The sequence below is a fragment of the Paracoccus litorisediminis genome, assembly GCF_009711205.1.
Lineage (GTDB): Bacteria > Pseudomonadota > Alphaproteobacteria > Rhodobacterales > Rhodobacteraceae > Paracoccus > Paracoccus litorisediminis.
Genome location: NZ_WMIG01000035.1, coordinates 1 through 22,938, shown reverse-complemented (window position 1 = coordinate 22,938; position 22,938 = coordinate 1). Strand labels below are relative to the sequence as shown.

Below are 22,938 nucleotides of genomic sequence, written 5' to 3'. Positions count from 1 at the left end.
CACCGATGGCCTCCCGGTCATCGCACCCTTCGCAAGCTCCGGTTGCGTTGACAGCTGGAGTCGCATCTGGCAGCAAAGGGCTATGGCAGGAAATGCACAATGTGTACAAAGCGCGCGCCTTGCCGGATCGGAGAGGGCGGTGGCGACCACCACGGACGGTGCGGATCTGAAGCGAGAGGCAGCCCCGGCGCGCCCGGGGCGGGCGGATCTCGGCAAGCGCGAGCGCGCCAAGACCCAACGCATCCGGGAATCCGGGGCGACCACCACTTCCGGGAAGGCGGTGACGGTGCGGCTCTCGCCGGAAGAACTCGAGGCGCTCGCCCGGCTGCAGGAGCGGATGGGGGCGGGATCGCGTTCGGATGCCTTGCGCTCGGTCCTGCGCGCCAGTGTCGGGCTGCTGGAGTTCCCGCCCGAGCAGGCGGCGAAGCTCGGCGAGATCAAATCCGAGCTGCACAAGATCGGCGTCAATGTGAACCAGATCGCCTTGGCCGCCAATCGCGGGCGCGTCGATCTCGCCCGGGCCGAATGGCAGGTGCTGAACGAGTTGCGCCTCACGCTGCCCAAACTCCGGACCTGGCTCAATGCCGTGGTCGAGGAACAGCGCCGCCGCGGCGTGCGGCTTTTCCGGAATTATTCGGAGCGCGATCATGGCTAGCGCGACGGATCCGATCCTCGAGGAGTTGCGCCTGCGTTATCTGCGCGGCGGCAGCGGATCCGCGCGCCAGCGTTTCACCACTCGCGCCAATAATCTCTGGCGTCTGGCCCAGGGTTCGAATGCCGCGGTGCTGAAGAAGATCCATCATGGCGGCACCCATAGCCGCAAGCAGCTCGGCAATCAGTTCGACTATCTCTTCTCCAAGGCCAGTGCGATCTTCGGCAATATGGTCGAGCATGATCCGGAGCGCCGCACCTTGAGCCGCGAGGAGCGCAAGACCATTGCCGGGGATTGGGAAGATGCCTGGACGGGTGATCCGAAGAATGGCCATACCACGCATCTGCTTTTGTCCTTTCCGGCCGATGTCGCACCGCATCGTGCGCTGCAGGTCGCCGAGATCTGGGCGGCGGAAATGTTCCAAAGCGGCATGCATGTCGCGGATGAATGGGCCTATATCGCGGCTTTGCATACCGACCGCAGCCATCCCCATGTCCATATCGTCATCAACAATCGCGGGCTGGAGCACGACAGCTGGTTCTACATGGCCAAGGGCCATGCCTTTGACGTGCTCACGATGAAGGAGCGCATGGTCGAGATCGCGGCGGAGCAGGGGCTCTACCTCGACAGCGCCTCGCGCATCGAGCGCGGCAAGCTCACCTATGGCCCGTCGCGGGTCGAGCTCGAGCGGGCTTTGCGCGAGGGCCGCGAGGTCCGGGAAGTGCCGCTGCAAGGGCCAGCCGTGCGCGATGCTTTGGCGCAGATCCGCGAGAATGTCGCCACCTTGCAGCTCTTTTCCTCGATGGCGCGGCAGAGCCGCGAGGCGGAATTGGCGGCGCGGATCGAGGCTGTCGCGCAGCGCCTCGCGCGCGGCGGGATCATTCAATCGACGGAGGAGTTCATGCAGGCACAGGACGTTCAGACCCGCGGCGATCTCGGCCGCTATTACGATGCCTGGCTCGACCGGGTCGAGACCGGCATTCGGCAATTGCCGCAGAGCGAACAAGGCGAGATGCGGCGGGAATTCTATGCGGCGGCGTCCGATGTCGCCCGAGAATTGGGTGATGACCGTGGCGCCGCACTGATGCAGCGCCCGGCGCGCGAGGCCCTGCATCGCAGCCAGATTGATGACAGCGCGATCACCCGCGATGGCACCACGCGCGAGATCGGCCATGACGGCATCGTCGAGATCCGCGACCGGATTTCCGCGGCGGCGAAATCCAGCGGCTTGGATCCGGCCACGGTCCAGAACCGCATGGGTCAGGGCGCGGCCAATGCCTGGCAGGAGCGCGATTGGACGCGGCAAGATATTCAGGCGGTGGCGGAGAGCCGGGGCCTCAATCTCGCCGACGATAGGGATCGGGGCGAGGCCGCAGGCTTGGTCGAAAGCTTCTATGCCAAGGCCGCCGAACTGCTGGATCGCAGCTTCGAGCCGCGCCGCGAGCATGATCGCCTGTTACGCACTCTGCAGACCATGGCGCAGACGGTGAAGCAGGACGGGCAGGTCGCCTTCCAGAGTGATGATCATGCTGGACGCTTCGCCAAGGATCTGCACCAGCGCTATGGCGACGAGCTGATGGCGCGGCTGGCCAAGGGCGACGATCGTGCTTTGGCGCTCGATATTCCGGATCCTGCGCAAAGACGCGACATCGCGCGTGCCATCACCGCCGCCGCCGAGCAGCATGAGAGCATGGGCATGAGCCTGAAACAGGTTCAGGAGGCCCAGGCGCGGCTGCAGGATCTGAACGCGGATGAGGGCAGGCGCGAGGCTCACCGCTCGCAAGCACCTGACCGTGAGCATCGCGACCGCGAGCGTTAGGGTCACGGACAAAGGAGGGCAGGGCTGTGGAGATCGACGAGGAGAAGATCGACGATTGTGCACTCGCTTTGCTTTTCCTCACCATGGATCGCGACCAACGGGCCTGGAAGAGTTTCGACTGGGCAGTGCTGCAGCGTCTGCACGACAAGGGCTATATCGGCGATCCGGTTAATAAGGCGAAATCCGTCTGGTTGACCGAGGAAGGGGCCGCGCGATCCCGGGCGCTGTTCGAGGCCTGTTTCTCAAAGCCATCAGGCAAGGATAGCGTATGATCACGCTGAGGATTTATCCGGATGGTGCGGTCTTTGATCATGGGGGCGTCGGAATTGGACAGCTTGCTCATCTCCCGACGGGTCGGGCCTCTTGGCTTCGCGATCTGGCCTTGGGAAGCAAGATGGTTGTGAGATCGGCGCTTCTGCCTCGGATTTTCGCAGACAAGCTGGATCCTTCTGGGCAGATATGCGGCAAGACCAGAAAAGCGCGCGTTGAGGTCGGCCTTGGGCAAGGCTTTGCGTCACAGGACCGCATTGCTGTGGCAAGGTGAAACCTTCGCAAGGCGTGTCCGTGCCTCGATTTTCCTGTACGACCAATTTGTGACCTGACCTTCTCCGAGTTTTTTCCGCAGGAGTCGTCATGCGTTTCTCGGGAATTTTTGCCGCAAGCCTGCTTTGTGCCACCGCCCCTGGCATGGCGACCTATGCCCAAGACCTGCTCACCGCCTTGAAGCTTGCCCCCCAAGTCACGGGCTCCGGCCTCTCCTCGGGTGCCTTCATGACCGTGCAGCTGCAGACCGCCTTTTCCGCCAAAATTTCCGGCGTGGGCGTGATCGCGGGTGGGCCCTTTTATTGCGCGGGTGGCTATTCCAAGTTCCTGTTTGGCGATCCCATTGACCTTCGCACAGCGCAGGCGGTCGCCTATTGCCTGAACCCGACCGAGGCTCTGCCTTATGTGCCGCTTTGGTCTTTCACCACGGCTTCAATTGAAAGCCGGATCATGGCGCGGATCCGCATCCTCGAGAGCCGGGGCAGCATCGATCCCTCGTCCAATATCATCGACGACCGGATCTACATGTTTCTCGGCACCGAAGATCCCATCGTGCGGACCGAAACCATGGGCATGCTGCGCAATATCTACGAGGAAATCGGCGTGCCCGATAGCCAGATCGAATTTGATCAGGATGTGCCTGCCGGCCATTCCTTTGTGACGGATCTGGGCGACGTGCCCTGCGCGGAAACCGAGCCGGACTATCTGAACCTCTGCGACGCGGATGGGCAGCCGGGCGGTCCGGCAATTGATCAGGCGCAGCAAATCTTTGGCCATCTCTACGAGGATCTCAGGGACGAGGTCGAGCCCGTTGCCGCGAACCTCATGACCTTCGACCAGAGCGCCTATTCCAAGGGCGCGATGGGCATGGATCCCAAGGCCTACGTCTATATCCCCACCGCTTGCAAAAATCAGACGACAGAGTGTCGCTTGCATATCGCGCTGCATGGCTGCTCCCAAGGCCGCTCATGGGAGCTTTCGGACGGCACGCTGATGGGCGAGCGCTACGCCACCCTGACCGGCTATAATGGTTGGGCCGAAGCCAACAATCTCGTGGTGCTCTACCCGCAGGCGATAGCGGTCCCGGCGCCCGCCTTTCTCCCGACGCGTAACAACCCAAAAGGTTGCTGGGATTGGTGGGGCTATGGCGGCGAGGACTACCTGAGCAAGAAGGCACCGCAAATGGCCGCCATTGCCCGCATGGCTGCTGCGCTCGGCTCGCCTCTGGAGTGATGGGTCAGCATTTCCGAACTTGCTGCGACGTAAAATGCAACCAGCCGCCCGGCAGTCTGAGGCGCTCGGCACCTCGCACAATCAGAACCGCGGCATGCCCCTGACTGATCCCGAGTTGTTCGCCGATCTCGGCGGTTGAAAGGCCGGATTGCCACAGTTCCCAAGCGAGTTCCCATCGTTTGAGGGGTCTTGCTTCGATCATTTGAGGTCCTCCCGTGTGCCGCCCGAATTTGCAGATTGGGAGGCTGATTGTCGTTGACGTATGTCAATATTTTGCAACGAAATTGCGACGACATGGGCGAAGGAAACGGGCATCGCGGAACGCGCTCGGCCCATCATGGCTGGTGGGTACAAGATTCACGACCGGGCACCGCTCCGTGAGGGTCGGCGAAGCCCACTGACGGTCAGCAAGTTTCTACCTGAGAAGTGCTGGCGGGCATTTCTCCCTCAAGCATCGGCATACCTGCCATTCGCTGCGGGTGCATGGTGAGCGATGCGTTCTCGAGCTCCCACGTCGCAGAGGTGGGCGGTTTGCTGACCGCCGCAGTGCGGCACGGCAGCTGCAGCATGTTTGATCAAGCGGTCATTCAGGCGATGCGCAGCGTGGAGCGGTGTCCTGCTACAGAGATCGGGCGGTTTGCTGACGTTGCGCTTGCAGCATTGCAGACGCAGTAAAAAATTGCGAAGCAGTCGTCCACCGCGCCCACGCAGCAGCTTGGTAGGCATAGCAACTTGTCGTATTGAGGCAAACAAATTTCAGTATCGAATTTTGTAACCGAGTGCGGGACTGCTCGTGTTAAACAGCTGCGCAAATTGCTGCTATACCGTTGCAGTCATTTGCTAAATACAACCAGTCCGACAGAATTGACGAATTGCGCAACGACCTGACCCGAACCCCATGTGAAACCCCATGACCAGCAACCAAAACATGGAATTTTTCCGCGCCCGACAGGCGGACATCGTCATCGCTCCGGTGTTCGGGAAATCCGAAGTGACGATGGCCCGCCTGTCCTGCCCGAATGCCGGGCACGGGGTCATAGACCCACCCCTTCACGAAGATGCCTTCTTCCTTGCCTTCAACCTACGCGACTACGAGGGCGACCTTTGGGTTGACGGCAGGAAGGTCGACAGCAGCGTTTCAAGGCGCGGGAATTTCACCATCTACGATTATCGCAGGACGTGGCTTGCGGACATGAAGTCGTCCTTCGACGGTCTGGGCTTCCATATTCCACGCGCAGCGCTGATCGCCTTCGAGGAGGACCTCGGTGGGCGTCGCATCGACACTCTGGACGCGGCGCCGGGGCAGGATATTCAGGATGATGTCGTGAGGCATCTGATAGGCGCCTGTCTTCCCTCGCTTGCCAATCCCGCCAGCGCCAGCCGTCTGTTTCAGGATCACATCGCAGCAGTCCTGACCTTCCATCTGTGCACCACCTATGGAAACCGGCACATACCTGGCCCGGTTCGCGGCGGTCTTGCGCCATGGCAGAAGAAACGGGCGATCGAACTGCTGGAAGCGGAGCTGGCGGCCGACGTCCCGCTGTCGACCGTCGCGGCGGCCTGTGGTTTGTCGCAAAGCCATTTCACCCGCGCCTTCAAGCAATCGTTCGGGCATCCGCCCTACAGGTGGGTGATCCTGAAAAGGGTCGAGAAGGCCAAGGAGCTGTTGCGCACGACCGAGCTTTCGATCGCCGAAGTCGCGTTCCTGTGCGGTTTCTGCGATCAGGCGCACCTGACCCGCGTGTTCGGCGCAAGGATGAACACCACCCCCGGCCAATGGCGGCGCGCGTCGCGCTGACGGCCCGTCGCGGTTTCAACGTCGGGGTCGCTTTGTCCAAAATCCGAGCCTTGGAGACAAGATCGCGCATTTGCTTGGTCCTATAGTCTGCGGCGTAGGTCGAAGCCTCGGCCACCGCCGCACCGCTCGTCGAGGTAGATGGCCGGTCATGGCTTAAATTTTGGATTTCCTTGGGATCGCAAAAGCAGGAATGAACAAGAATTTCTCCTCACCTGTCGCTAGCGTCGGGCGCGTGACGCGTGTACCGGTCGGGTTGTCCGCCTGCCTCGTGCCGCAAAGGCCTGAATCGCTGGCCTCACCAGAAACGGATGACTGCCGGAGGAGCCTTGGACGTATCTGCATCGAAACCGGGCTGCGTGGGTTCGTACTTTGGCCTGCCCCTCGCACCCTGCATGTCAAGCGTTCCCGTTGGATCCGCCACCTGCACGGCGACCCGGATCAACAGGTCGCTTCGTGAAGGCGAGACCGCCAACGTGACGCTGCCGCCTCGGGACGCCTATTTCCTCATGATCTATCTGGAAAATGGCCTTCACGCCGATATCGATGCGAATGGCGGCTCCACCGAGCCAAGGCATTACGGCGTCGGCGCGGTCTGTCTGGTGGATCTTCGCGCGGGCGTGGCGATCAGGCTTCACTGTTCGCTGCATTCGCTTGCCGTGGTCATCCCGAAAGCCCTGCTCTCCGAGGTCGAGGCGATCCGTTCCGCAGGAGCGGGCCGCCTGTCTGTTCCGCCGCGACTTGTCTGTCGCCGGGGCGAAGCAGATCCGGTGATCGCAAGCATTGCCAGCGTTCTTCTGTCGCTTTTCGAACGGGCCGATACGTCATCGACGACGATGTTCCGCCACCTTGCCACGGCGATCTGCGCACATCTTCTGCACAATTTCAGCGCACCGCCGGACACCGCGTCAAAGGGCGCCGATGCCGGGACCAGTTTGTCGAGGCTCGACGACGATGACCGCTTAACAAGCGACCATGGCTGATATTATCCCCCTTCAGTTGGGCATGATGACGGCCAGCCGACATTCCCGCGACGACGGGCTTCCATCGCACGAGGAAACCTGGGGCGACGAAGAGGCATTTCAGGTCCAGACGCAATTGCGCGACCTGCACAGCCACAAGCTTTGGTGCAACAGCCACCTTGTCTTCGACGGCGGCCAGTCCGCCCGCACGCTGACCATCAACGACCTGCGACCCAGTTGGAGGGGATGCTACCTGTCCTCTTTCGACCGGATTTCGTTCCACATTCCGTTCCCATGCCTTCAGGGCTTTGCAAGACAGGTGGGGCGGCCGGAATTCAACGGCCTGCAATGCTCTGGCGCTGTGCAGGACGAAACCCTGAACGGGCTGGCGCAGGCCCTGTTGCCCGCTTTGGCGAACCCGCAGCAGGCAAGCCGGCTTTTTCTGGAACAGATCGGATTGGCCATCCTTGCGCATCTGACGCAGGCCTATGGCGGATTGTGCTTTTCCACCGGCCGAAAGGGTACTCTTGCATCGTGGCAGGAGGCGAGGGCGACGGAGTTTCTGGCCTCACATGTAGTGGGCGATTTCTCGCTGGACGTGCTTGCGGAAACCTGTGCGCTTTCAAGAAGCTATTTCAGCAAGGCATTCAAGCAAAGCTTCGGCAAGTCCCCCTATCGCTGGCTGCTGGAATACCGGGTCGCGCGGGCCAAGGACATGCTGCGTTCGGATCTGCCGATCTCGCAGGTTGCGCTGGATTGTGGCTTTGCCGATCAAAGCCACCTGACCCGGGTCTTTTCGATGATCCAGGGCGAAACGCCCGGCCAATGGCGCCGCGCGCTTCGCAGCCCGGTCGCGCATGGGTCATGCCAGGACGGCCTTGCGCCACTGGCCCGGTGACGCGCCGACGGCGGATGCAAAGACGCGCGAGAAGTGGCTTTGATCGGCAAAGCCACAATCAAGGGCGATCTCGCCAAGCGGCCGGTTGGTCGTGCGCAGCAGATGCTGCGCCTTGTCGATCCTTCGCCCCAGCAACCACTGGTAGGGCGGCATCCCGGTCGAAAGCTTGAAGGCGCGAGAGAAATAGGACGGCGACAGCCCGCAGGCCTGCGCGATATCGGCAACCTGAAGATCGCCGTCCAGCCTCGCCTCGATCAACTCGGTCGCGCGCCGCAGCTGCCACGGGGACAGGCCACCCGAATGCACCGCGCGGGGCTGGCTTCTTTCGCCATAGGTCACGGCCAGATGCGTGCAAAGCGCAAGCCCGAGATGATCCAGGAACAGGCGACTGGCCTGACCCGGCACGGCGAATGAAGGAAGCAGCGCGCCGACCAGCCCGCGAACGGTCTGATCGTCCACATCCCCGCCCGGCCGGATGTTCAGCGTGTCGATGCGCCTTGTGCCCAGATCTTCCTCCAGCGTCGTCCACGCCGCCCGCGGAATGTAGAAGTTCACGCAGTCGAAGGCCGACTTCATGTTGGCCTGCCACGAGCGGTTGTAGTCGTAGAAGGTGAAGTTGCCGGCATGGAAGGCCGGGGCGCTGACATTCCTGCCGTCCACCCACAGATCGCCATGATAGTCCTGCAGCTGATAGGACATCATGAAGGCATCTTCCGGCGCGTGCTGGTCGACGAAGCCGTGGTTCGGCGTGTCCCGCGAAAGCCGGGTGACGGTTACCGCGCTCTTGTCCAGAACGGATGCCCGGACCGTCTGAGCGTCCGTGACCCGCAGGTATTCCATCCGCTCGTTGCTCACCCCAGACCGTCTTGCCATTGCCGTCTTCTCTACCTTGTTCCCCTGCATTCCCGGCCGGGGTGGTTTTGGATCGTATTATCCAAAATCAGAGACTTGGCGACAAGATATGGCGCGCCAGTCGTCCTAAGGTCCGCCGCGTGAAACGACAGCGCAGACCAAGGCAACGCCAATGAACGACCAAAACCCAACCCGCCGAAGCGTCCTGCTTTCCGGGGCGGCCCTGCTGGCCGCGACGGCGCTTCCGCCCGCGGCATTCGCCACGTCGCATCCAACCCCACAGCAAGGAGACATGACCATGAATTTCGTGACCACTTCGGACGGCGTCGACATCTTTTACAAGGACTGGGGTCCGCGCGACGCGCAGCCGATCATGTTCCATCACGGCTGGCCGCTGTCCTCGGACGACTGGGACGCGCAGATGCTGTTCTTTGTCGCCAACGGCTTTCGGGTGATCGCCCATGACCGGCGCGGCCACGGGCGTTCGGCGCAGGTCTCGGACGGACATGACATGGACCATTACGCCGCCGACGCCTTCGCGGTCGCCGAGGTGCTGGATCTGAAGAACGCGGTCCACATCGGCCATTCGACCGGCGGCGGCGAAGTCGCCCGCTATGTGGCCAGACACGGCCAGCCCGCGGGCCGCGTCGCCAAGGCCATTCTGGTCGCCGCCGTGCCGCCCTTGATGCTGAAGACTGACGCGAACCCCGAAGGCCTGCCGATGGAGGTCTTTGACGGCTTCCGCAGCGCCCTGGCCGCGAACCGCGCACAGTTCTTCCGCGACGTGCCCGCCGGCCCGTTCTACGGCTTCAACCGCGAGGGCGCGACGGTGCATGAGGGCGTCATCCAGAACTGGTGGCGTCAGGGGATGATGGGCGGCGCCAAGGCGCATTACGACGGGGTCAAGGCCTTTTCCGAGACCGACCAGACCGAGGATCTGCGCGCGATCACCATCCCGACCCTGATCCTGCATGGCGAGGACGACCAGATCGTTCCGATCCATGACGCGGCCCACAAGGCGATCAAGCTGCTGCCGAACGGCAGCCTGAAGACTTATCCCGGCCTGTCGCACGGGATGCTGACGGTGAATGCCGAAACACTCAACGCCGACATGCTGGCCTTCATCCGGGGCTGATCCCCCGGACGCCGCGCGGTTGGCTGGCGATTATTGCAGAAATCGGAACAGTAATGTGCTGATTGTTGCCATTCTCGTCAGCCATTCCGCGTGGCATCGTCATTTCGAACCCAATCAAACCCAGAACCAAGGAGCGGACAGATGAACAGCAAACTGGAACTGCTGACCCCAACGAACAGCCAGCTTATCCTGATCGACCACCAGCCGCAGATGGCTTTCGGCGTGCAGTCGATCGACCGGCAGGTGCTGAAGAACAACACCGTCGCATTGGCGAAATCGGCGAAGATCTTCGGCATTCCGACCACGATCACCACGGTCGAGACCGAAAGCTTCTCGGGTCATACCTATCCCGACCTGCTTGACGTGTTTCCCGATGCCCCGTTGCTTGAGCGGACCTCTATGAACTCATGGGACGACCGCAAGGTGCGCGACGCTCTGGCCGCGAACGGGCGCAAGAAGATCGTCGTGTCCGGCCTGTGGACCGAGGTCTGCAACCTGTCCTTCGCGCTGTCGGCGCTGGCGGACACGGATTACGAAATCTACATGGTCTCCGACGCCTCGGGCGGCACCAGCAAGGAAGCCCATGACATGGCGATGATGCGCATGGTGCAGGTCGGCGTGATCCCGGTGACCTGGCAGCAGGTGCTGCTGGAATGGCAGCGAGACTGGGCCCGCCGCGATACCTATGACGCGGTGATGGACGTGGTGCGCGAGCATTCCGGCGCCTACGGCATGGGCGTCGATTACGCCTATACAATGGTTCACAAGGCCGCCGCGCGCGGCAGTCATACCGGCCAGACGCTGGCCCCGGTCAAGGCCTGAAGGAAACGGCGCCGCGTCTTCGGACGCGGCCTAACCGCCCTGGGGGAGTCCCATGAAGCTATATCTTGTCTCGCTTGGCTGCGGCCTTCTGGTCGGCCTGATCTACAGCCTGCTGCATGTCCGTTCGCCTGCGCCGCCGGTCGTTGCGCTGGTCGGACTTCTGGGCATCCTGATCGGCGAACAGGCGGTGCCCGTCTGGCACTGGTTGACCGCCGACCGTTCCGCCGAACACAGTCTGAACCATGTGTTTGGCGAACTGCCAAGCGCCCATCAGCAAAGGAAGTCCTGATGCAGCCCGACCTGATCCTGCGCAACGCGCGCATCACCACGCTGGACCGTGCCGCCCCACAGGCGCAGGCCGTGGCGATCGCGGATGGCGTCTTTGTCGCGGCGGGGCGCGACGCCGACATCCTGGCCTTGGCCGGACAGGGCACGCGGATCATCGACATGGGCGGGCGCCCGGTCCTGCCGGGGCTGATCGACAATCACACCCATGTCGTGCGGGGCGGGCTGAACTACAACCTTGAGCTTCGCTGGGACGGCGTCCGCAGTCTGTCGGACGCGATGTCGATGCTGAGACGGCAGGTCCAGATCACGCCGCCGCCGCAATGGGTGCGCGTCGTCGGCGGCTTCACCGACCAGCAGTTCGACGAAAAACGCCTGCCGACTCTGGACGAGATCAATGCCGTCGCCCCCGACACGCCGGTCTTCATCCTGCACCTTTACGACCGTGCCCTGCTGAACGCCGCCGCCTTGCGCGCCGTGGGCTATGACCGCGACACGCCGAATCCGCCGGGTGGAGAGATCCAGCGCGACGCGCGCGGCAATCCGACCGGCCTGCTGCTGGCCAAGCCCAATGCGGCCATCCTTTACGCGACGCTGGCGCGCGGGCCGAAGCTGCCCTTCGATTACCAGCTGAACTCGACCCGCCATTTCATGCGGGAACTGAACCGTCTTGGCGTCACCGGCGTGATCGATGCGGGCGGGGGAATGCAGAACTATCCCGAAGATTACGAGATTATCCAGAAGCTGGCCGATGACCAGCAGCTGACCGTCCGACTGGCCTATAATCTCTTCACCCAGAAGCCCAAGGAGGAGAAGGCGGACTTCCTGAAATGGACCCGGTCGGTGACCTACCGGCAGGGCGACGACTATTTCCGCCACAACGGCGCCGGCGAGATGCTGGTCTTTTCGGCCGCCGATTTCGAGGATTTCCGCGAACCGCGCCCGGACCTGTCGCCCGGCATGGAGGACGAGCTTGAGGATGTCGTGCGCATTCTGGCCGAGAACCGCTGGCCATGGCGGATGCACGCGACCTATGACGAGACGATCAGCCGCGCGCTCGACGTGTTCGAAAAGGTGAACCGTGACATTCCGCTGGACGGGATCAACTGGTTCTTCGACCATGCCGAGACGATTTCGGAGCGCTCGCTGGACCGCGTCGCGGCCTTGGGCGGCGGGGTCGCGGTGCAGCACCGTATGGCCTATCAGGGCGAATATTTCGTCGAGCGCTACGGTGCGCGCGCGGCCGAGGCGACGCCACCCGTCGCGCGGATGCTGGAAAAGGGGGTGCGGACCTCGGCCGGGACCGATGCGACGCGGGTCGCGTCCTACAATCCCTGGGTGGGCCTGTCCTGGCTGATCAGCGGCAGGACAGTGGGCGGATTGCGCATCACGCCCGAACGCAACCGGCTGGACCGCGACACCGCGCTGCGGATGTGGACGGAAAAGGTCGCATGGTTATCGAACGACGAGGGTCGCCGGGGGCGGATTGCTCCGGGCTATCTGGCCGACCTGATCGTGCCGGACCGCGATTTCTTCTCCTGCCCCGAAGACGCCATTCCCGACATCACCAGCGACCTGACCATGGTTGGCGGAAAGGTGGTCTATGCCAAGGGCGACTTCGCCAGTCACGACGCGCCGATCCCGCCCGCGATGCCCGACTGGTCGCCGGTGCGCAATTTTGGCGGCTACGCGGCCTGGGGCGTGCAGGATCAGGCGGTCGCACAGACTGCCACCATCCGTTGCGGCTGCGCCTCGGCCTGCAGCGTCCACGGACACGACCATGCCGGCGCCTGGGGTGCAAGCCTGCCTGTCTCGGACCTGAAGGGGTTCTGGGGCGCGTTGGGATGCGCCTGCTGGGCGGTATGAGGATGACGATGACCCGATACAACCCAAGGAGGGTCGAACCATGACCGCCACCCCCCAAATCACCGCCCCGCCCGCGACCGGAGGCGCGTGGAGCCCCTTCCGGCAAAGCGCCTTTACAGTGCTATGGTTGTCCACGGTGGTGTCCAACATCGGGACATGGATGAACGACGTGGGCGCCGGGTGGCTTATGACCAGCCTTGCGCCGTCGCCGCAGATCGTCGCGATGGTTCAGGCGGCGACCACGCTGCCGGTCTTCCTGTTCGCGATCATCGCGGGCGCCGTGGCCGACATCGTCGACCGCCGCAAGCTGCTGCTGGTCGTGAACGTCGCGCTGGCGATCGTGGCCTTCGTGGTGGCCGCAGTCGTGCAGGCCGGGGCGATGACGCCCGTGCTTTTGCTGATCTTCACCTTTCTTCTGGGCAGCGGCGCGGCCTTCATCGCGCCCGCCTGGCAGGCGATCGTGCCAAAGCTGGTTCCGCGGCAGGACCTGACGGCGGCTGTCGCGCTGAACTCGATGGGCATCAACATCAGCCGGGCTATCGGACCGGCGGTGGCCGGGATGCTGATCGCGGCCTTTGGCCTTGTCTGGCCGTTCGCGCTGAATGCGGTCTCGACCCTGATCGTCATCGCCGCGCTGATCTGGTGGAAGCCGCAGGCCGAACCCGCCCGCAAGCTGCCGGCCGAGCATGTGGTGGGCGCGATGATTGCGGGCGTCCGCTATGCGGTCTTCACCCGCCCGTTGCGGCTGGTTCTTGTGCGCGCGGCGGGGTTCTTTCTTTTCGCCAGCGCATTCTGGGCGATGCTGCCGCTGGTGGCGCGCGACGTTCTGGGCGGGGGTGCAGGGCTTTACGGGGCGTTGCTTGCCTCGGTCGGGATCGGCGCGGTCGGTGGCGCACTGGTCCTGCCGGGGCTTCGCACAAGGCTTGGCCCCGACCGGACGGTGATGCTGGGCACGGCGGGCACCGCGATCGTACTCGCCGTGCTGGCGCTGGTGCCGGGGCAGGCGCCTGCGCTGCTGGCCGGGCTTATTGCCGGGGCTTCGTGGATCGCGGTGCTTTCCAGCCTGAACGTCGCCGCGCAATCGGCCCTGCCCGACTGGGTCCGGGCGCGGGGACTGGCGATCTATCTGACAGTGTTTTCGGGCGCGATGTCGCTGGGCAGCCTTGGCTGGGGCACCATCGCCACGCAGACTTCGGTCCCGGTGGCTTTGCTGGTCGCAGCCACGGGCATTCTTGTCGCCGTGCCGCTGACGCTTTGGGCGCGGCTGGGCGGGTCCGCCCAGGATCACAGCCCGGCGCATCACTGGCCGGAACCCGAAGCCGCGCCAGAAGATCAGCCGGCCACCATCTGGATCACCTACGATGTCCCGGCCGAACATTACGCGGCCTTCATCGCGCTGATGCAGGACCAGCGCCGCAGCCGCCGCGCGCATGGCGCCTATGGCTGGGTGCTGCGGCAGGACGCGGCACGCCCGACCCGGCTGATCGAAAGCTGGCACGAGGCATCCTGGCTTGCGCATCTTCGCCACCACGACCGGGTCACCCATTCGGAAAAGGCGCTGCAGGACCGCATCCGTGCCCTGCTGAATAACGTCCCCGAAATCCATCACACCACCGCCCCAAGGAAGGTCTGAGCCATGAGCTGGAATCCTACCCAGACCCCCGATTGCCCGCTTGACCGTCTGGACAGCTTTGAGACGCTGATCATTCCCCGCGCCCGCGACCTGGGCGGGTTCGAGGTGCGCCGCGCGCTGCCCGCGCCGAAGCGCCAGATGGTCGGCCCCTTCATCTTCTTCGACCAGATGGGCCCGGCCGAGTTCCTGACCGGCGGCGGCATCGATGTGCGCCCGCATCCCCATATCGGGCTTGCCACCGTCACCTATCTTTACAAGGGCGAGTTCCACCACCGTGACAGCACCGGGGCCGACCAGATGGTCTATCCCGGCGAGGTAAACTGGATGATCGCGGGCAACGGCGTCACCCATTCCGAACGTACCTCCGAGGAGATGCGCACAAGACCCGGCTCGCTCTTTGGCATCCAGACATGGGTGGCCTTGCCCGAACATGCCGAGGACAGCGACGCCAGCTTTGAACACCACGGGCGCGAGGCGTTGCCCTTTATCGACGAAGGCGGCAAGCAAGTGCGCGTCATCCTTGGATCGGCCTATGGCGCGACGGCCCCAGTCAAGACCTTCACCGAGACCTTCTATGCCGATGCCGTATTGGCGGCGGGCGCCAAGCTGCCGCTGCCGGACAATCACGAGGATCGTGGTGTCTATGTCTCCAAAGGCTCGGTGATCGTGGCGGGGGACGAGTTCGAAGCGGGCCGGATGATGGTCTTTCGCCCCGGCGACCGCATCAGCCTGACGTCGGGGGATCGGGGTGCAAGGCTGATGGTCCTGGGCGGAGAGACGCTGAACGGGCCGCGCTATATTTCGTGGAATTTCGTGGCCTCCTCGCAAGAGCGGATCGATGCCGCGAAGGAAGCCTGGCGACAGGGCGACTGGGCGCATGGCCGCTTCCAGCTTCCGCCCGGCGATGATGCCGAGTTCATTCCGCTTCCCTGACCGGGAGCCGGGTGTCACATCCCCCCGGGATGCCTTAGCGCCGCTCATCCGGGCAGATAATGATGTCAAAGCAATGCCGCGGCGCGGCGGCGTCGAAATACCAGTCCTCGGCCCGGTGCCATTGCCGATCCCAATCGCCGGGCGGGCCTTCGCGGGCAAGCAGCTGACGCATCCGCAGCGCGTCGGAACCTCGACCAGCACGGTCAGGTCCAGAAGATCGCGATGCTCGGGGCGAGCGCTGTAGACTCCTTCCAGAAGGATCACGGGCCGCGCCTGAACGATTCGCTGCGAATGGCGACGAGAGCCGTCGAGCGCATCGTTGCGGCTCGGACCATCAGTCCGCCGGGCACTCTACCAGCTTCGAACTGACCGGCAGCGATGTTCGCACCACTGTCGCAGCGTCGGGGTCTGGACCAAGACTAAAACACTTGCATGCGGCAAGGTCGCTCGGAGCCCATCGCTGCCGTTCTCTTGGGGCTGCGATCAGCCGAAATCGAGGGACTCGAAAGCCCCAAAGCGGTCATTCGCGCATATTCTACGAGAGGCGGGCGAAGCGGTCGTAGTGGTGGCCCTGCCGTCACTCGATAACCGCGAAGTCGCCCGGCTTCCAACTGCCATCGAAGGCAGGAGGCTCGGGGCCGTAGATGCGGAAATAGACGAACCATCCCTTGCCCGGAAGGGTGCGGATCCAGCGATCCTGCTGGCCTTTTGGTGCCTCTGGCCCGAAGAGAAGATCGACATGGTCCCCGCTCAGGTCCGTCAGTTCGAAGAGCGAACGCAACGCGGCCTTCGCCTGCTCGGTCTGGATCTGGCTGCGTGTCTCGGCATCATAGACCGTCACCGACCAGAAGAGCCGGTTCGGCACCGGCAGCGGAACCCGCAGCCGGTAGGTCTTGCCGCCGTCAAGATACTCTCCCGCCTCGTCGCGCAGGCCCAGCCAGTAGAGCGAACCGGTCGCGGGGTCGCGGCGGAACATCGCGGGCGAAGTTGCGATCGCCTGATAGAACCATTTCTCTGACGCGTAGCTGTCGCGGTAGTCAGGGGTGTCGAACGAGCCGTTCTCGAAACGCAGCGCCGCCCATTGCCACTGGCGGTCCGGCCAGACCAGCCGGTCGGGTCGGCGATCGGCCAGCGACTCGACCCGCATCTGTGCCGAGCCCATTTTCGCCGCCTCAACCAGGATCCGGGAGATGCGCTCATCCGGCGCGAACGGCATTCCATTGACGATACCCAGCGCAGCGAGGTCGCCGAAGAAGGCGCGCGAGTCCTCAAGCGCGGGCTCGCTCGTCACCACCTCGTGGAGCACTTTCCAATATTCCAGATCGCGTTCGAAGCTGGTCGGGGTCTGGTCCTGCGCCATTGGCGTCATGTCGATCCAGCGCGGCTCTACCCAGTCCGGCGATGGGTTGAGCGGGCGCACCTTGATGGTCTCCAGCCGTGCAATCGCGCCGGCGACGTCCCCGGCTTCCGGTAGGGCTCGCATCCCGGCCATCACAAGGTAGGAGGTCGCGCGGGCGACATGGTATCCCTCCGGAATGTCGCCGCTGTAACCCGGCGGCAGCAACAGGTGCTTGCCGCCCTTGCCGGCATCGGGTCCGGGCAGTCCCATGTCCATGATCCAGCGCTGATGGATGTCGAGCCCGGCACCCAAGAGCGGACCCGGCGGGATCTCGATGACCAGCGGCCCGGCCTTCAGATCCAGCAGCATGCCACCATAGGGCGTGTCGGAGTTCAGGGTGAAGCCGACATGCCGCGGTTGGGTGTCCATATAGCCGAAGACCTTGTTCGGCTCGACGCCCAGCCGCATCATTTCCCTGAAGATCGCGGCACTCGATACGGTCGGGTAAAAGAACCGATAGGCCCGCACCGCGCGGTTGAGGTCGGCCTCGTCGAAGACCTTCTGCGCCATCTCAGGCGTCGGATAGCCGCCGTTGAACCGATAGTCCTGCGCGACCGAAGGTCCGCAGCCCGCCATGACCGCAATCGCCCAGACCGCAATCAGACCACATCTCACTCGCATGGTGTTTCTTTCCTCGTGTTGGCAGACTCAGGGGTCCGACGATGGTGGGCGCGGTCTGGCCGCGCCCTTTCTGTCACCGCAGGTCGACCTTGACCTGCTCGATGGCGCCAGTGAAGGCAAAGGGCGGCGTGTAGGTGAAATCGACAGCGGAGCCCACGTCTTCGCCCACGTCGAACCCTTCACCGAGCGAGATCTGGATCGGGATCGTCTTCGGCAGCTCGCCCTTGGCCACCTCGCTGCCGTTTACCTTCAGCGTCACCGTCGCGGGCTTGCCGAACTCGCCCGCCGCGCCGTGATAGGCGAAATCGACTTGCAGTTCGGCCTTGCCGGCCGACAGCGGATCGGGAGCGGTGATGGTGTGACGCTCAAGCGCGAGATAGTTGTAGACAAAGGTCGGTCGGCTATCGCGCAGGTAAAGCCCGTAGCCACCGACCAGGCCGCCATGCGTCGCTATCATGCCGTGCGCCCCGCTTTCGGGCACGTCGATATCGGCTGTCAGCGTCCAGGACCGGTTCAGAATGCGAGGTGCCGCGTCATTCGGCAGCGCCACCTGACCGGGGTAGTAGGTGAACGAGGTCGCGTCGCCCGCAAGGCTCGGGCGCCCCATTTCCTCCGAGTTCAGCCGCTCAACCGCGCGCCAGTCCAGCGGCAGCACGTTATGCCGCGCCGCCTCGGCCCACCACAGGTCCTGCATCTGACGCAGCTTTTCCGGATTTTCCGCGGCCAGATCGTGGGCCTGGGTAAAGTCCTCGTCGATGTTGTAAAGCTCCCATTCCTGCTTGTCGACGTCGTAGCCGGTATGGATCGGATTCCACGGAGCGAAGGCCATGGCCGAGGCCATCCAGCCGTCCTCGTAGATGCCCCTTGCGCCCGCCATCTCGAAATACTGCACCTTGTGCCGTCCCTCGGCGCCGGCATCGTCAAGGACATGCGCGAAGCTAATGCCCTCGATCGGCTTCTGGGGCACGCCGTTCAGCTCGGCCGGCGGGGTGATGCCAATCAGGTCGTAAAGCGTGGGCACGATGTCGATCGTGTGCAGAAATTGCGACCTGACCCCGCCACCTTCGGTGATCCGCGCAGGCCAGGAAACAATCATTGGGTTGCGCGTGCCGCCGAAATGGCTCGCCACCTGCTTCGTCCACTGGAACGGCGTGTTCATCGCATGAGCCCAAGCAGATGGGAAATGATTATAGTGCTTCGGCCCGCCCAGCTCGTCGATGACCTTCAGGTTTTCCTGCCAGCTTTCGGGGAAGCCGTTGAAGAACAGGTTTTCGTTCACCGAACCTTCAATACCGCCCTCGGCGCTCGACCCGTTGTCGCCGGCGATGTAGATGAAGATGGTGTTCTCGGCACCCGGCAGCGCCTTGACCGCCTCGACCACGCGGCCCATCTCGTGATCGACGTTGGCGCCGTAGCCCGCAAAGATCTCCATCATCCGGGCGTAAAGCCGCTTCTGGTCGGCGTTCAGCGTATCCCAGGCGGGCAGACCGTCCGAGCGTGCGGTCAGCTCCGCCTCAGCTGGGATCACGCCCAGTTCCTTCTGCCGTGCGAAGGCCTGTTCGCGGTAGGCGTCCCAACCGGCATCGAACTTGCCCCTGTAGGGTTCGATCCATTGCTCGGGCACCTGATGCGGCGAATGCGTGGCGCCGGGCGCGACATAAAGAAAGAAAGGCCGATCGGGAGCGATGGTCTTGACCTTGCGCACCCAGTCGACCGCATGATCGGCAAGATCGGTGGTCAGATAGTAGTCCGGATCATCAGATGTCGGCACCAGGTTCCGGTTCTCGTAAAGGATCGGGTTGAAATGGTTCATGTCCCCGGCGTTGAAGCCGTAAAAATAGTCGAAACCGAGGCCGTTGGCCCATCGGTCAAAGGGACCGGCCGCGCTTGCTTCCCAGGTGGGAGTGTTGTGGTTCTTGCCGATCCAAGCGGTCATGTAGCCGTTCTGGCGCAGCACCTCGGCGACCGTCCCGGCATTGCGCGGCAGAATTGCGGTATAGCCTTCATATCCTGTCGCTGTCTCGGCAATGACGCCCGCGGCAACCGAATGATGATTGCGCCCGGTCATCAGCGCGGCGCGCGTAGGCGAGCATAGCGCAGTGGTGTGAAAGCGAGTAAAGCGCAGCCCCTCCGCCGCGAGTGCGTCCATGGTGGGCGAGGCGATGCCGCCGCCGAAGGTCGCAAACTGTCCGTAGCCTGCGTCGTCCAGCAGGATCAACACCACGTTCGGCGCCCCCTGCGGCGCCTGCACCGGCTGCGGGAATTGCGGCGGGTCGGAATCGAGGATCGTGCGCCCGACCGTGCCGGAGAATTGGAAATCGGACCGCGGCAGAACGCTCGGCGTTCCGGTCGAGGCAGACTGGGCGAGGACCGACCCGGTAAATGCGAACGTCAGTGCGACAGTAGCGAGACCAGCGCTCGCGACTGAACCGGTCACACCGCGCATCAGGTTTATGGCCGGGATCATCGCTTTCAACATGGATCGCCTCCTCAAGCTGTTCAGATGAGATCGAAAAAACTCAGGTCAGGTGATAATCTGCAGGTATCGAAATGGGGTCGTCGCGCGTCGGGCTTCGCTGTTCTTGGTGCAGTCGAAGTCTCGCGTAGCTTGGTAGTGCCGGTCGCAACATCCTTGCCGTAAGTCAGGCAAGATTGGTCTCGCTTGCCGCAACCTTCCGCTTCAGCGAGGATTCGGGCAAGGACCAAGTCGCGGCTTGGGCCAGTCGACGCTGGCCTCCGCAACTTCAGAACTTCCCGGCGATCGTCAGGAAGACCGCGTCACCCTTCATGCGGTTATCCACATCGATCTCGTGCGCCCATTTGAAGGTCAGGTCGATCTCGTTGCCGTTCGCCAGCTTGCTCTTGTAGGTCAGCAGGGGGCCGATGGCGATGGAACTGCCGCGGAAGCCATCATGGTTATCAGCGAAACCGCCATCATCGTCATCATCCTCGATCTGGTAAAGGAAACCTGCCAGTCCCCCGACGGCCAGTTGCTCATTGACGCCTTTCGTCATCGATAGATCCAGATGGGCCACGGCACCGCTGTAGTAATCGGTGTCAGGGTTCCTCGTGTTGATATCGACGCCGAACTTGGCGGAAAGGTCCAGGCCCTGTTCCGGTATCAGGCGGGTCACGCCGATTGCCGGGGTGAAGGTCCAGTAGTTCAGGCCGATGAAGGCAATGTCGCCGCTCTCCCATTCACCGGTCGGAGCGGTGACGGTCAGAGAGGACGAGAAGAACATGTTCATGGCGTCGTTGTGCCAGCCAAGCGCGACCGGGGCAAAGGCGATATCCCCCAGGCCCGCCACGTCCTGATCTGTGTCGATCGGACCGAGCTCCGCCGTGGCGCCGGTCCAGCCGAACGGCAGCGCGAACTGAAAGGAATAGGTCCAGTTTCCGGGGAGGTTTTGTTCAGGAACGTAGACTCCGGCCAACGCGGTGACCCACATGTCGGCCTCAAGTCCGATGGCGATCCGTCCCTCGCCGAAGGGGACGGTGTCGCCCGCCTCGCCGTGGTAATAGGCATTCTGGATCCCCCAGTAGAAGCCTGGTGCGGGCGGCACAACCCCGGCCCCAGGGCCTGCGAAGATGCCAGGGATATAACGGCCTGCCACCGCTTCGGTCGCCTGCGCCTGTGGCGCCGCCGAGGTCAAGAGCGCGGCTGTGACTCCGATCGACAGAAGCGAGGAGCGTGCTTCCGCACTGCGGACCGTCCGCCCTCCAATGCTGAGATTTTCTAACGTGTCATGCATTGACAACTGCCTCCAATGCGAGACCGAAAAGCGTCGACATCAGCGCCGTAGCCCGGTGCACGCAACCAAGCTATCGCAAGCGCCGCGGTGAGTCTTTTGTCACTTCCACAATTGAACGAGCATGTTGCAAAATGGTATTGACGAAATCGATTAGCCCGTTGCCGGATGACTTGACTACACCGGCACGAGCGTCCGCTTTGCCCGATCGCTGCCGCTGAAGAAACAGCTGCAAGGTGATTACAGTATCTCCGCGAGTGTCGGCAATGTCCGCATCGCTGCCGTCCCATCAAAGATTTCGCTGCGCGGTGTCTGATTGGCGGCATCGGTGACCGCCGCCGCGCAGCATAGCTCGAGGTCGACTGACCGCAAAGGGCCTGCCTGGAACGGATGGCTCTCTCTGCCAACGACAGCCCCAGCGGGCAAGACGTCGCATCTTGCAAATCCGATGCCCCATTCTCTGTTCAACGCTGAGAATCGCCAGACCGCGCATAGCATCAGTACCTGTGCCGCTGCCCCAAAAATAGGACGGTGTGTTCCTCCTGCGCCTTGTCATCACTTCTCGGCGGGTGTTCCCGGCTGATGGGTTTGCTGGCCTGAAGCACATCCAACATTTCGGGAAAGCCATGCGCAACATCCGGCATCCCCGCAATTTCATAGGCATTCTGTCCCAGCCCTGCATAATGGACGATCGTACCGCCATGCCGGGTCAAGCGCGCGGCAAAGAAAGCGCAAGAAATTAAGCACTCGTCGCCAAGCTCCCGCGGTTCAACCCGTCTCGCACGTCGTTGGACCATGTCCATCAAACGGAGTGTCAGGCGGTCTGGCATGATGGGGTGATCGATGTAATGCGCCAGCGTCGATGCCAGATAAAATTCAAGCTCCACGGAAAGAGCGACCTGGCTTTCGCACATTCCCTTGATCACCAGATCACGGGCAGCGGCGAGATATGTGTTCGTCATGCAACCCTCGGCATCACCCAGAACGAACTCTTCCCATGGTGAAAGCTTGGCCCGACCGCCGCAGTGGTCAAGCTTGTCCTTTCGACGAGCATCCTGAAATCACGGGTTATTGCGCGGAAGCCTCAAGATTCTGGCACTCGGATATCCTGAGTGACAAAAATCCCTTCGACACCCCTTGAAACCGCCCAGGAGCGTAGTACGTCATCTGTCGCGTGATGCCGCTAGGGTTACGCGCGGCCCTTCCGTTGACGCGTGGGGCCCTACAAACTGTTTGTCCAATTGAGGGAAAACAAACATGGCTTTCAAACCGCTGCATGACCGCGTTCTGGTCCGTCGCGTCCAGTCGGACGAGAAAACCAAGGGCGGCCTGATCATCCCCGATAGCGCCAAAGAAAAACCCGCTGAAGGCGAATCGTCTCGGTCGGCGAAGGCGCGCGCAAAGATTCGGGCGAACTGATCGCACCCGCAGTTGCCGCCGGTGATCGCGTCCTGTTCGGCAAATGGTCGGGCACCGAGGTCACGATCGACGGCGAAGAGCTGCTGATCATGAAGGAAAGCGACATCTTGGGCGTCATCGAGAGCCCCGTCGCAGCAGAAAAGGCCGCCTGAAGGCCACTTCCCACGATCAAGCTGAAGACCAAGGAGTAACTCGAATGGCTGCGAAAGAAGTCAAGTTCAACAGCGACGCCCGCGACCGCATGCTGAAAGGCGTGAACATCCTCGCGGATGCCGTCAAAGTGACCCTCGGCCCGAAAGGCCGTAACGTCGTGATCGACAAG

General features: G+C 63.0%; 20 protein-coding genes and 1 pseudogene. 14 read left to right on the top strand and 7 right to left on the bottom strand.

Annotated features, from left to right (window positions below; genetic code table 11):
• Window positions 1-139: 139 nt before the first annotated feature.
• The 4 genes from GL300_RS24905 to GL300_RS24890 all read left to right on the top strand — a co-directional run bounded on the left by GL300_RS24905 (window position 140) and on the right by GL300_RS24890 (window position 4,247).
• A complete protein-coding gene (locus GL300_RS24905; RefSeq protein WP_170297805.1) occupies window positions 140-655 on the top strand; it encodes a ribbon-helix-helix protein, CopG family in 516 nt (171 codons plus the stop codon).
• Window positions 648-2,471, top strand: a complete 1,824-nt coding sequence (locus GL300_RS24900) for a relaxase/mobilization nuclease domain-containing protein (RefSeq protein WP_170297804.1) — start codon at window positions 648-650, stop codon at window positions 2,469-2,471. The genes GL300_RS24905 and GL300_RS24900 overlap by 8 nt, the downstream gene beginning before the upstream one ends.
• Window positions 2,472-2,497: 26 nt before the next feature.
• A complete protein-coding gene (locus tag GL300_RS24895; protein WP_343043214.1) occupies window positions 2,498-2,743 on the top strand; it encodes a DUF6429 family protein in 246 nt (81 codons plus the stop codon).
• Between the two features lie 361 nt (window positions 2,744-3,104).
• The gene (locus tag GL300_RS24890; protein WP_155042373.1) at window positions 3,105-4,247 is read left to right on the top strand and encodes an extracellular catalytic domain type 2 short-chain-length polyhydroxyalkanoate depolymerase; all 1,143 of its coding nucleotides are present in this window, start codon (window positions 3,105-3,107) and stop codon (window positions 4,245-4,247) included.
• 4 nt (window positions 4,248-4,251) lie between these two features.
• Here the strand turns inward: GL300_RS24890 and GL300_RS24885 are convergent, their stop codons facing one another.
• The gene (locus GL300_RS24885) at window positions 4,252-4,449 is read right to left on the bottom strand and encodes a sigma factor-like helix-turn-helix DNA-binding protein (protein ID WP_155042372.1); all 198 of its coding nucleotides are present in this window, start codon (window positions 4,447-4,449) and stop codon (window positions 4,252-4,254) included.
• Between the two features lie 708 nt (window positions 4,450-5,157).
• Between GL300_RS24885 and GL300_RS24880 the strand changes: the two genes are divergently transcribed.
• The 3 genes from GL300_RS24880 (at window position 5,158) to GL300_RS24870 (ending at window position 7,902) form a co-directional block, all read left to right on the top strand.
• Complete coding sequence (locus GL300_RS24880; protein WP_155042371.1) at window positions 5,158-6,045, top strand: AraC family transcriptional regulator; 888 nt, start codon at window positions 5,158-5,160, stop codon at window positions 6,043-6,045.
• 473 nt (window positions 6,046-6,518) lie between these two features.
• Window positions 6,519-7,025, top strand: coding sequence for a hypothetical protein (locus tag GL300_RS24875; protein ID WP_155042370.1), 507 nt, complete (start codon window positions 6,519-6,521; stop codon window positions 7,023-7,025).
• On the top strand, window positions 7,018-7,902 hold the full coding sequence (locus GL300_RS24870) for a helix-turn-helix domain-containing protein (protein ID WP_155042369.1): 885 nt from the start codon (window positions 7,018-7,020) through the stop codon (window positions 7,900-7,902). The genes GL300_RS24875 and GL300_RS24870 overlap by 8 nt, the downstream gene beginning before the upstream one ends.
• Here GL300_RS24870 and GL300_RS24865 read toward each other — a convergent pair.
• Window positions 7,867-8,757 (bottom strand): helix-turn-helix domain-containing protein, encoded by an 891-nt coding sequence (locus tag GL300_RS24865; RefSeq protein WP_211595398.1) that lies wholly within the window; start codon window positions 8,755-8,757, stop codon window positions 7,867-7,869. The two genes, GL300_RS24870 and GL300_RS24865, sit on opposite strands and share 36 nt — an antisense overlap.
• 295 nt (window positions 8,758-9,052) lie before the next feature.
• Between GL300_RS24865 and GL300_RS24860 the strand changes: the two genes are divergently transcribed.
• The 6 genes from GL300_RS24860 (at window position 9,053) to GL300_RS24835 (ending at window position 15,428) form a co-directional block, all read left to right on the top strand.
• On the top strand, window positions 9,053-9,889 hold the full coding sequence (locus tag GL300_RS24860) for an alpha/beta fold hydrolase (RefSeq protein ID WP_211595397.1): 837 nt from the start codon (window positions 9,053-9,055) through the stop codon (window positions 9,887-9,889).
• A 141-nt stretch (window positions 9,890-10,030) separates the two neighbouring features.
• A complete protein-coding gene (locus GL300_RS24855; protein WP_155042366.1) occupies window positions 10,031-10,711 on the top strand; it encodes a hydrolase in 681 nt (226 codons plus the stop codon).
• Window positions 10,712-10,763: 52 nt separating this feature from the next.
• The gene (locus GL300_RS24850) at window positions 10,764-11,000 is read left to right on the top strand and encodes a DUF1427 family protein (RefSeq protein WP_155042365.1); all 237 of its coding nucleotides are present in this window, start codon (window positions 10,764-10,766) and stop codon (window positions 10,998-11,000) included.
• Window positions 11,000-12,862, top strand: a complete 1,863-nt coding sequence (locus GL300_RS24845) for an amidohydrolase (RefSeq protein WP_155042364.1) — start codon at window positions 11,000-11,002, stop codon at window positions 12,860-12,862. The genes GL300_RS24850 and GL300_RS24845 overlap by 1 nt, the downstream gene beginning before the upstream one ends.
• A gap of 40 nt (window positions 12,863-12,902) precedes the next feature.
• On the top strand, window positions 12,903-14,495 hold the full coding sequence (locus GL300_RS24840) for an MFS transporter (protein WP_155042363.1): 1,593 nt from the start codon (window positions 12,903-12,905) through the stop codon (window positions 14,493-14,495).
• Window positions 14,496-14,498: 3 nt separating this feature from the next.
• On the top strand, window positions 14,499-15,428 hold the full coding sequence (locus tag GL300_RS24835; protein ID WP_155042362.1) for a pirin family protein: 930 nt from the start codon (window positions 14,499-14,501) through the stop codon (window positions 15,426-15,428).
• Window positions 15,429-15,462: 34 nt separating this feature from the next.
• Here the strand turns inward: GL300_RS24835 and GL300_RS24830 are convergent, their stop codons facing one another.
• The 5 genes from GL300_RS24830 to GL300_RS24810 form a co-directional block, all read right to left on the bottom strand.
• Window positions 15,463-15,600, bottom strand: coding sequence for a hypothetical protein (locus GL300_RS24830; protein ID WP_155042361.1), 138 nt, complete (start codon window positions 15,598-15,600; stop codon window positions 15,463-15,465).
• Between the two features lie 405 nt (window positions 15,601-16,005).
• Complete coding sequence (locus GL300_RS24825; protein ID WP_211595396.1) at window positions 16,006-17,403, bottom strand: DUF1254 domain-containing protein; 1,398 nt, start codon at window positions 17,401-17,403, stop codon at window positions 16,006-16,008.
• A 118-nt stretch (window positions 17,404-17,521) separates the two neighbouring features.
• Window positions 17,522-19,915, bottom strand: a complete 2,394-nt coding sequence (locus GL300_RS24820) for an arylsulfatase (protein WP_246195428.1) — start codon at window positions 19,913-19,915, stop codon at window positions 17,522-17,524.
• 277 nt (window positions 19,916-20,192) lie between these two features.
• The gene (locus GL300_RS24815; RefSeq protein ID WP_246195425.1) at window positions 20,193-21,200 is read right to left on the bottom strand and encodes a SphA family protein; all 1,008 of its coding nucleotides are present in this window, start codon (window positions 21,198-21,200) and stop codon (window positions 20,193-20,195) included.
• Window positions 21,201-21,694: 494 nt separating this feature from the next.
• Window positions 21,695-22,159: a hypothetical protein gene (locus tag GL300_RS24810; RefSeq protein ID WP_155042358.1), complete on the bottom strand. Its 465-nt coding sequence runs from the start codon at window positions 22,157-22,159 to the stop codon at window positions 21,695-21,697.
• 295 nt (window positions 22,160-22,454) lie between these two features.
• Between GL300_RS24810 and GL300_RS24805 the strand changes: the two are divergent.
• A pseudogene (locus GL300_RS24805) lies at window positions 22,455-22,768 on the top strand (co-chaperone GroES).
• The last annotated feature ends 170 nt before the right edge of the window (window positions 22,769-22,938 follow it).

Bases quoted from the DNA above. Each gene is read 5' to 3' on its own strand.
- GL300_RS24900 (WP_170297804.1), top strand. From the start codon at position 648: ATGGCTAGCGCGACGGATCCGATCCTCGAGGAGTTGCGCCTGCGTTAT.
- GL300_RS24890 (WP_155042373.1), top strand. From the start codon at position 3,105: ATGCGTTTCTCGGGAATTTTTGCCGCAAGCCTGCTTTGTGCCACCGCC.
- GL300_RS24885 (WP_155042372.1), bottom strand. From the start codon at position 4,449: ATGATCGAAGCAAGACCCCTCAAACGATGGGAACTCGCTTGGGAACTG.
- GL300_RS24880 (WP_155042371.1), top strand. From the start codon at position 5,158: ATGACCAGCAACCAAAACATGGAATTTTTCCGCGCCCGACAGGCGGAC.
- GL300_RS24870 (WP_155042369.1), top strand. From the start codon at position 7,018: ATGGCTGATATTATCCCCCTTCAGTTGGGCATGATGACGGCCAGCCGA.
- GL300_RS24860 (WP_211595397.1), top strand. From the start codon at position 9,053: ATGAATTTCGTGACCACTTCGGACGGCGTCGACATCTTTTACAAGGAC.
- GL300_RS24855 (WP_155042366.1), top strand. From the start codon at position 10,031: ATGAACAGCAAACTGGAACTGCTGACCCCAACGAACAGCCAGCTTATC.
- GL300_RS24850 (WP_155042365.1), top strand. From the start codon at position 10,764: ATGAAGCTATATCTTGTCTCGCTTGGCTGCGGCCTTCTGGTCGGCCTG.
- GL300_RS24845 (WP_155042364.1), top strand. From the start codon at position 11,000: ATGCAGCCCGACCTGATCCTGCGCAACGCGCGCATCACCACGCTGGAC.
- GL300_RS24840 (WP_155042363.1), top strand. From the start codon at position 12,903: ATGACCGCCACCCCCCAAATCACCGCCCCGCCCGCGACCGGAGGCGCG.
- GL300_RS24835 (WP_155042362.1), top strand. From the start codon at position 14,499: ATGAGCTGGAATCCTACCCAGACCCCCGATTGCCCGCTTGACCGTCTG.
- GL300_RS24830 (WP_155042361.1), bottom strand. From the start codon at position 15,600: ATGCGTCAGCTGCTTGCCCGCGAAGGCCCGCCCGGCGATTGGGATCGG.
- GL300_RS24825 (WP_211595396.1), bottom strand. From the start codon at position 17,403: ATGGCGGGCTGCGGACCTTCGGTCGCGCAGGACTATCGGTTCAACGGC.
- GL300_RS24820 (WP_246195428.1), bottom strand. From the start codon at position 19,915: ATGATCCCGGCCATAAACCTGATGCGCGGTGTGACCGGTTCAGTCGCG.
- GL300_RS24815 (WP_246195425.1), bottom strand. From the start codon at position 21,200: ATGCATGACACGTTAGAAAATCTCAGCATTGGAGGGCGGACGGTCCGC.
- GL300_RS24810 (WP_155042358.1), bottom strand. From the start codon at position 22,159: ATGACGAACACATATCTCGCCGCTGCCCGTGATCTGGTGATCAAGGGA.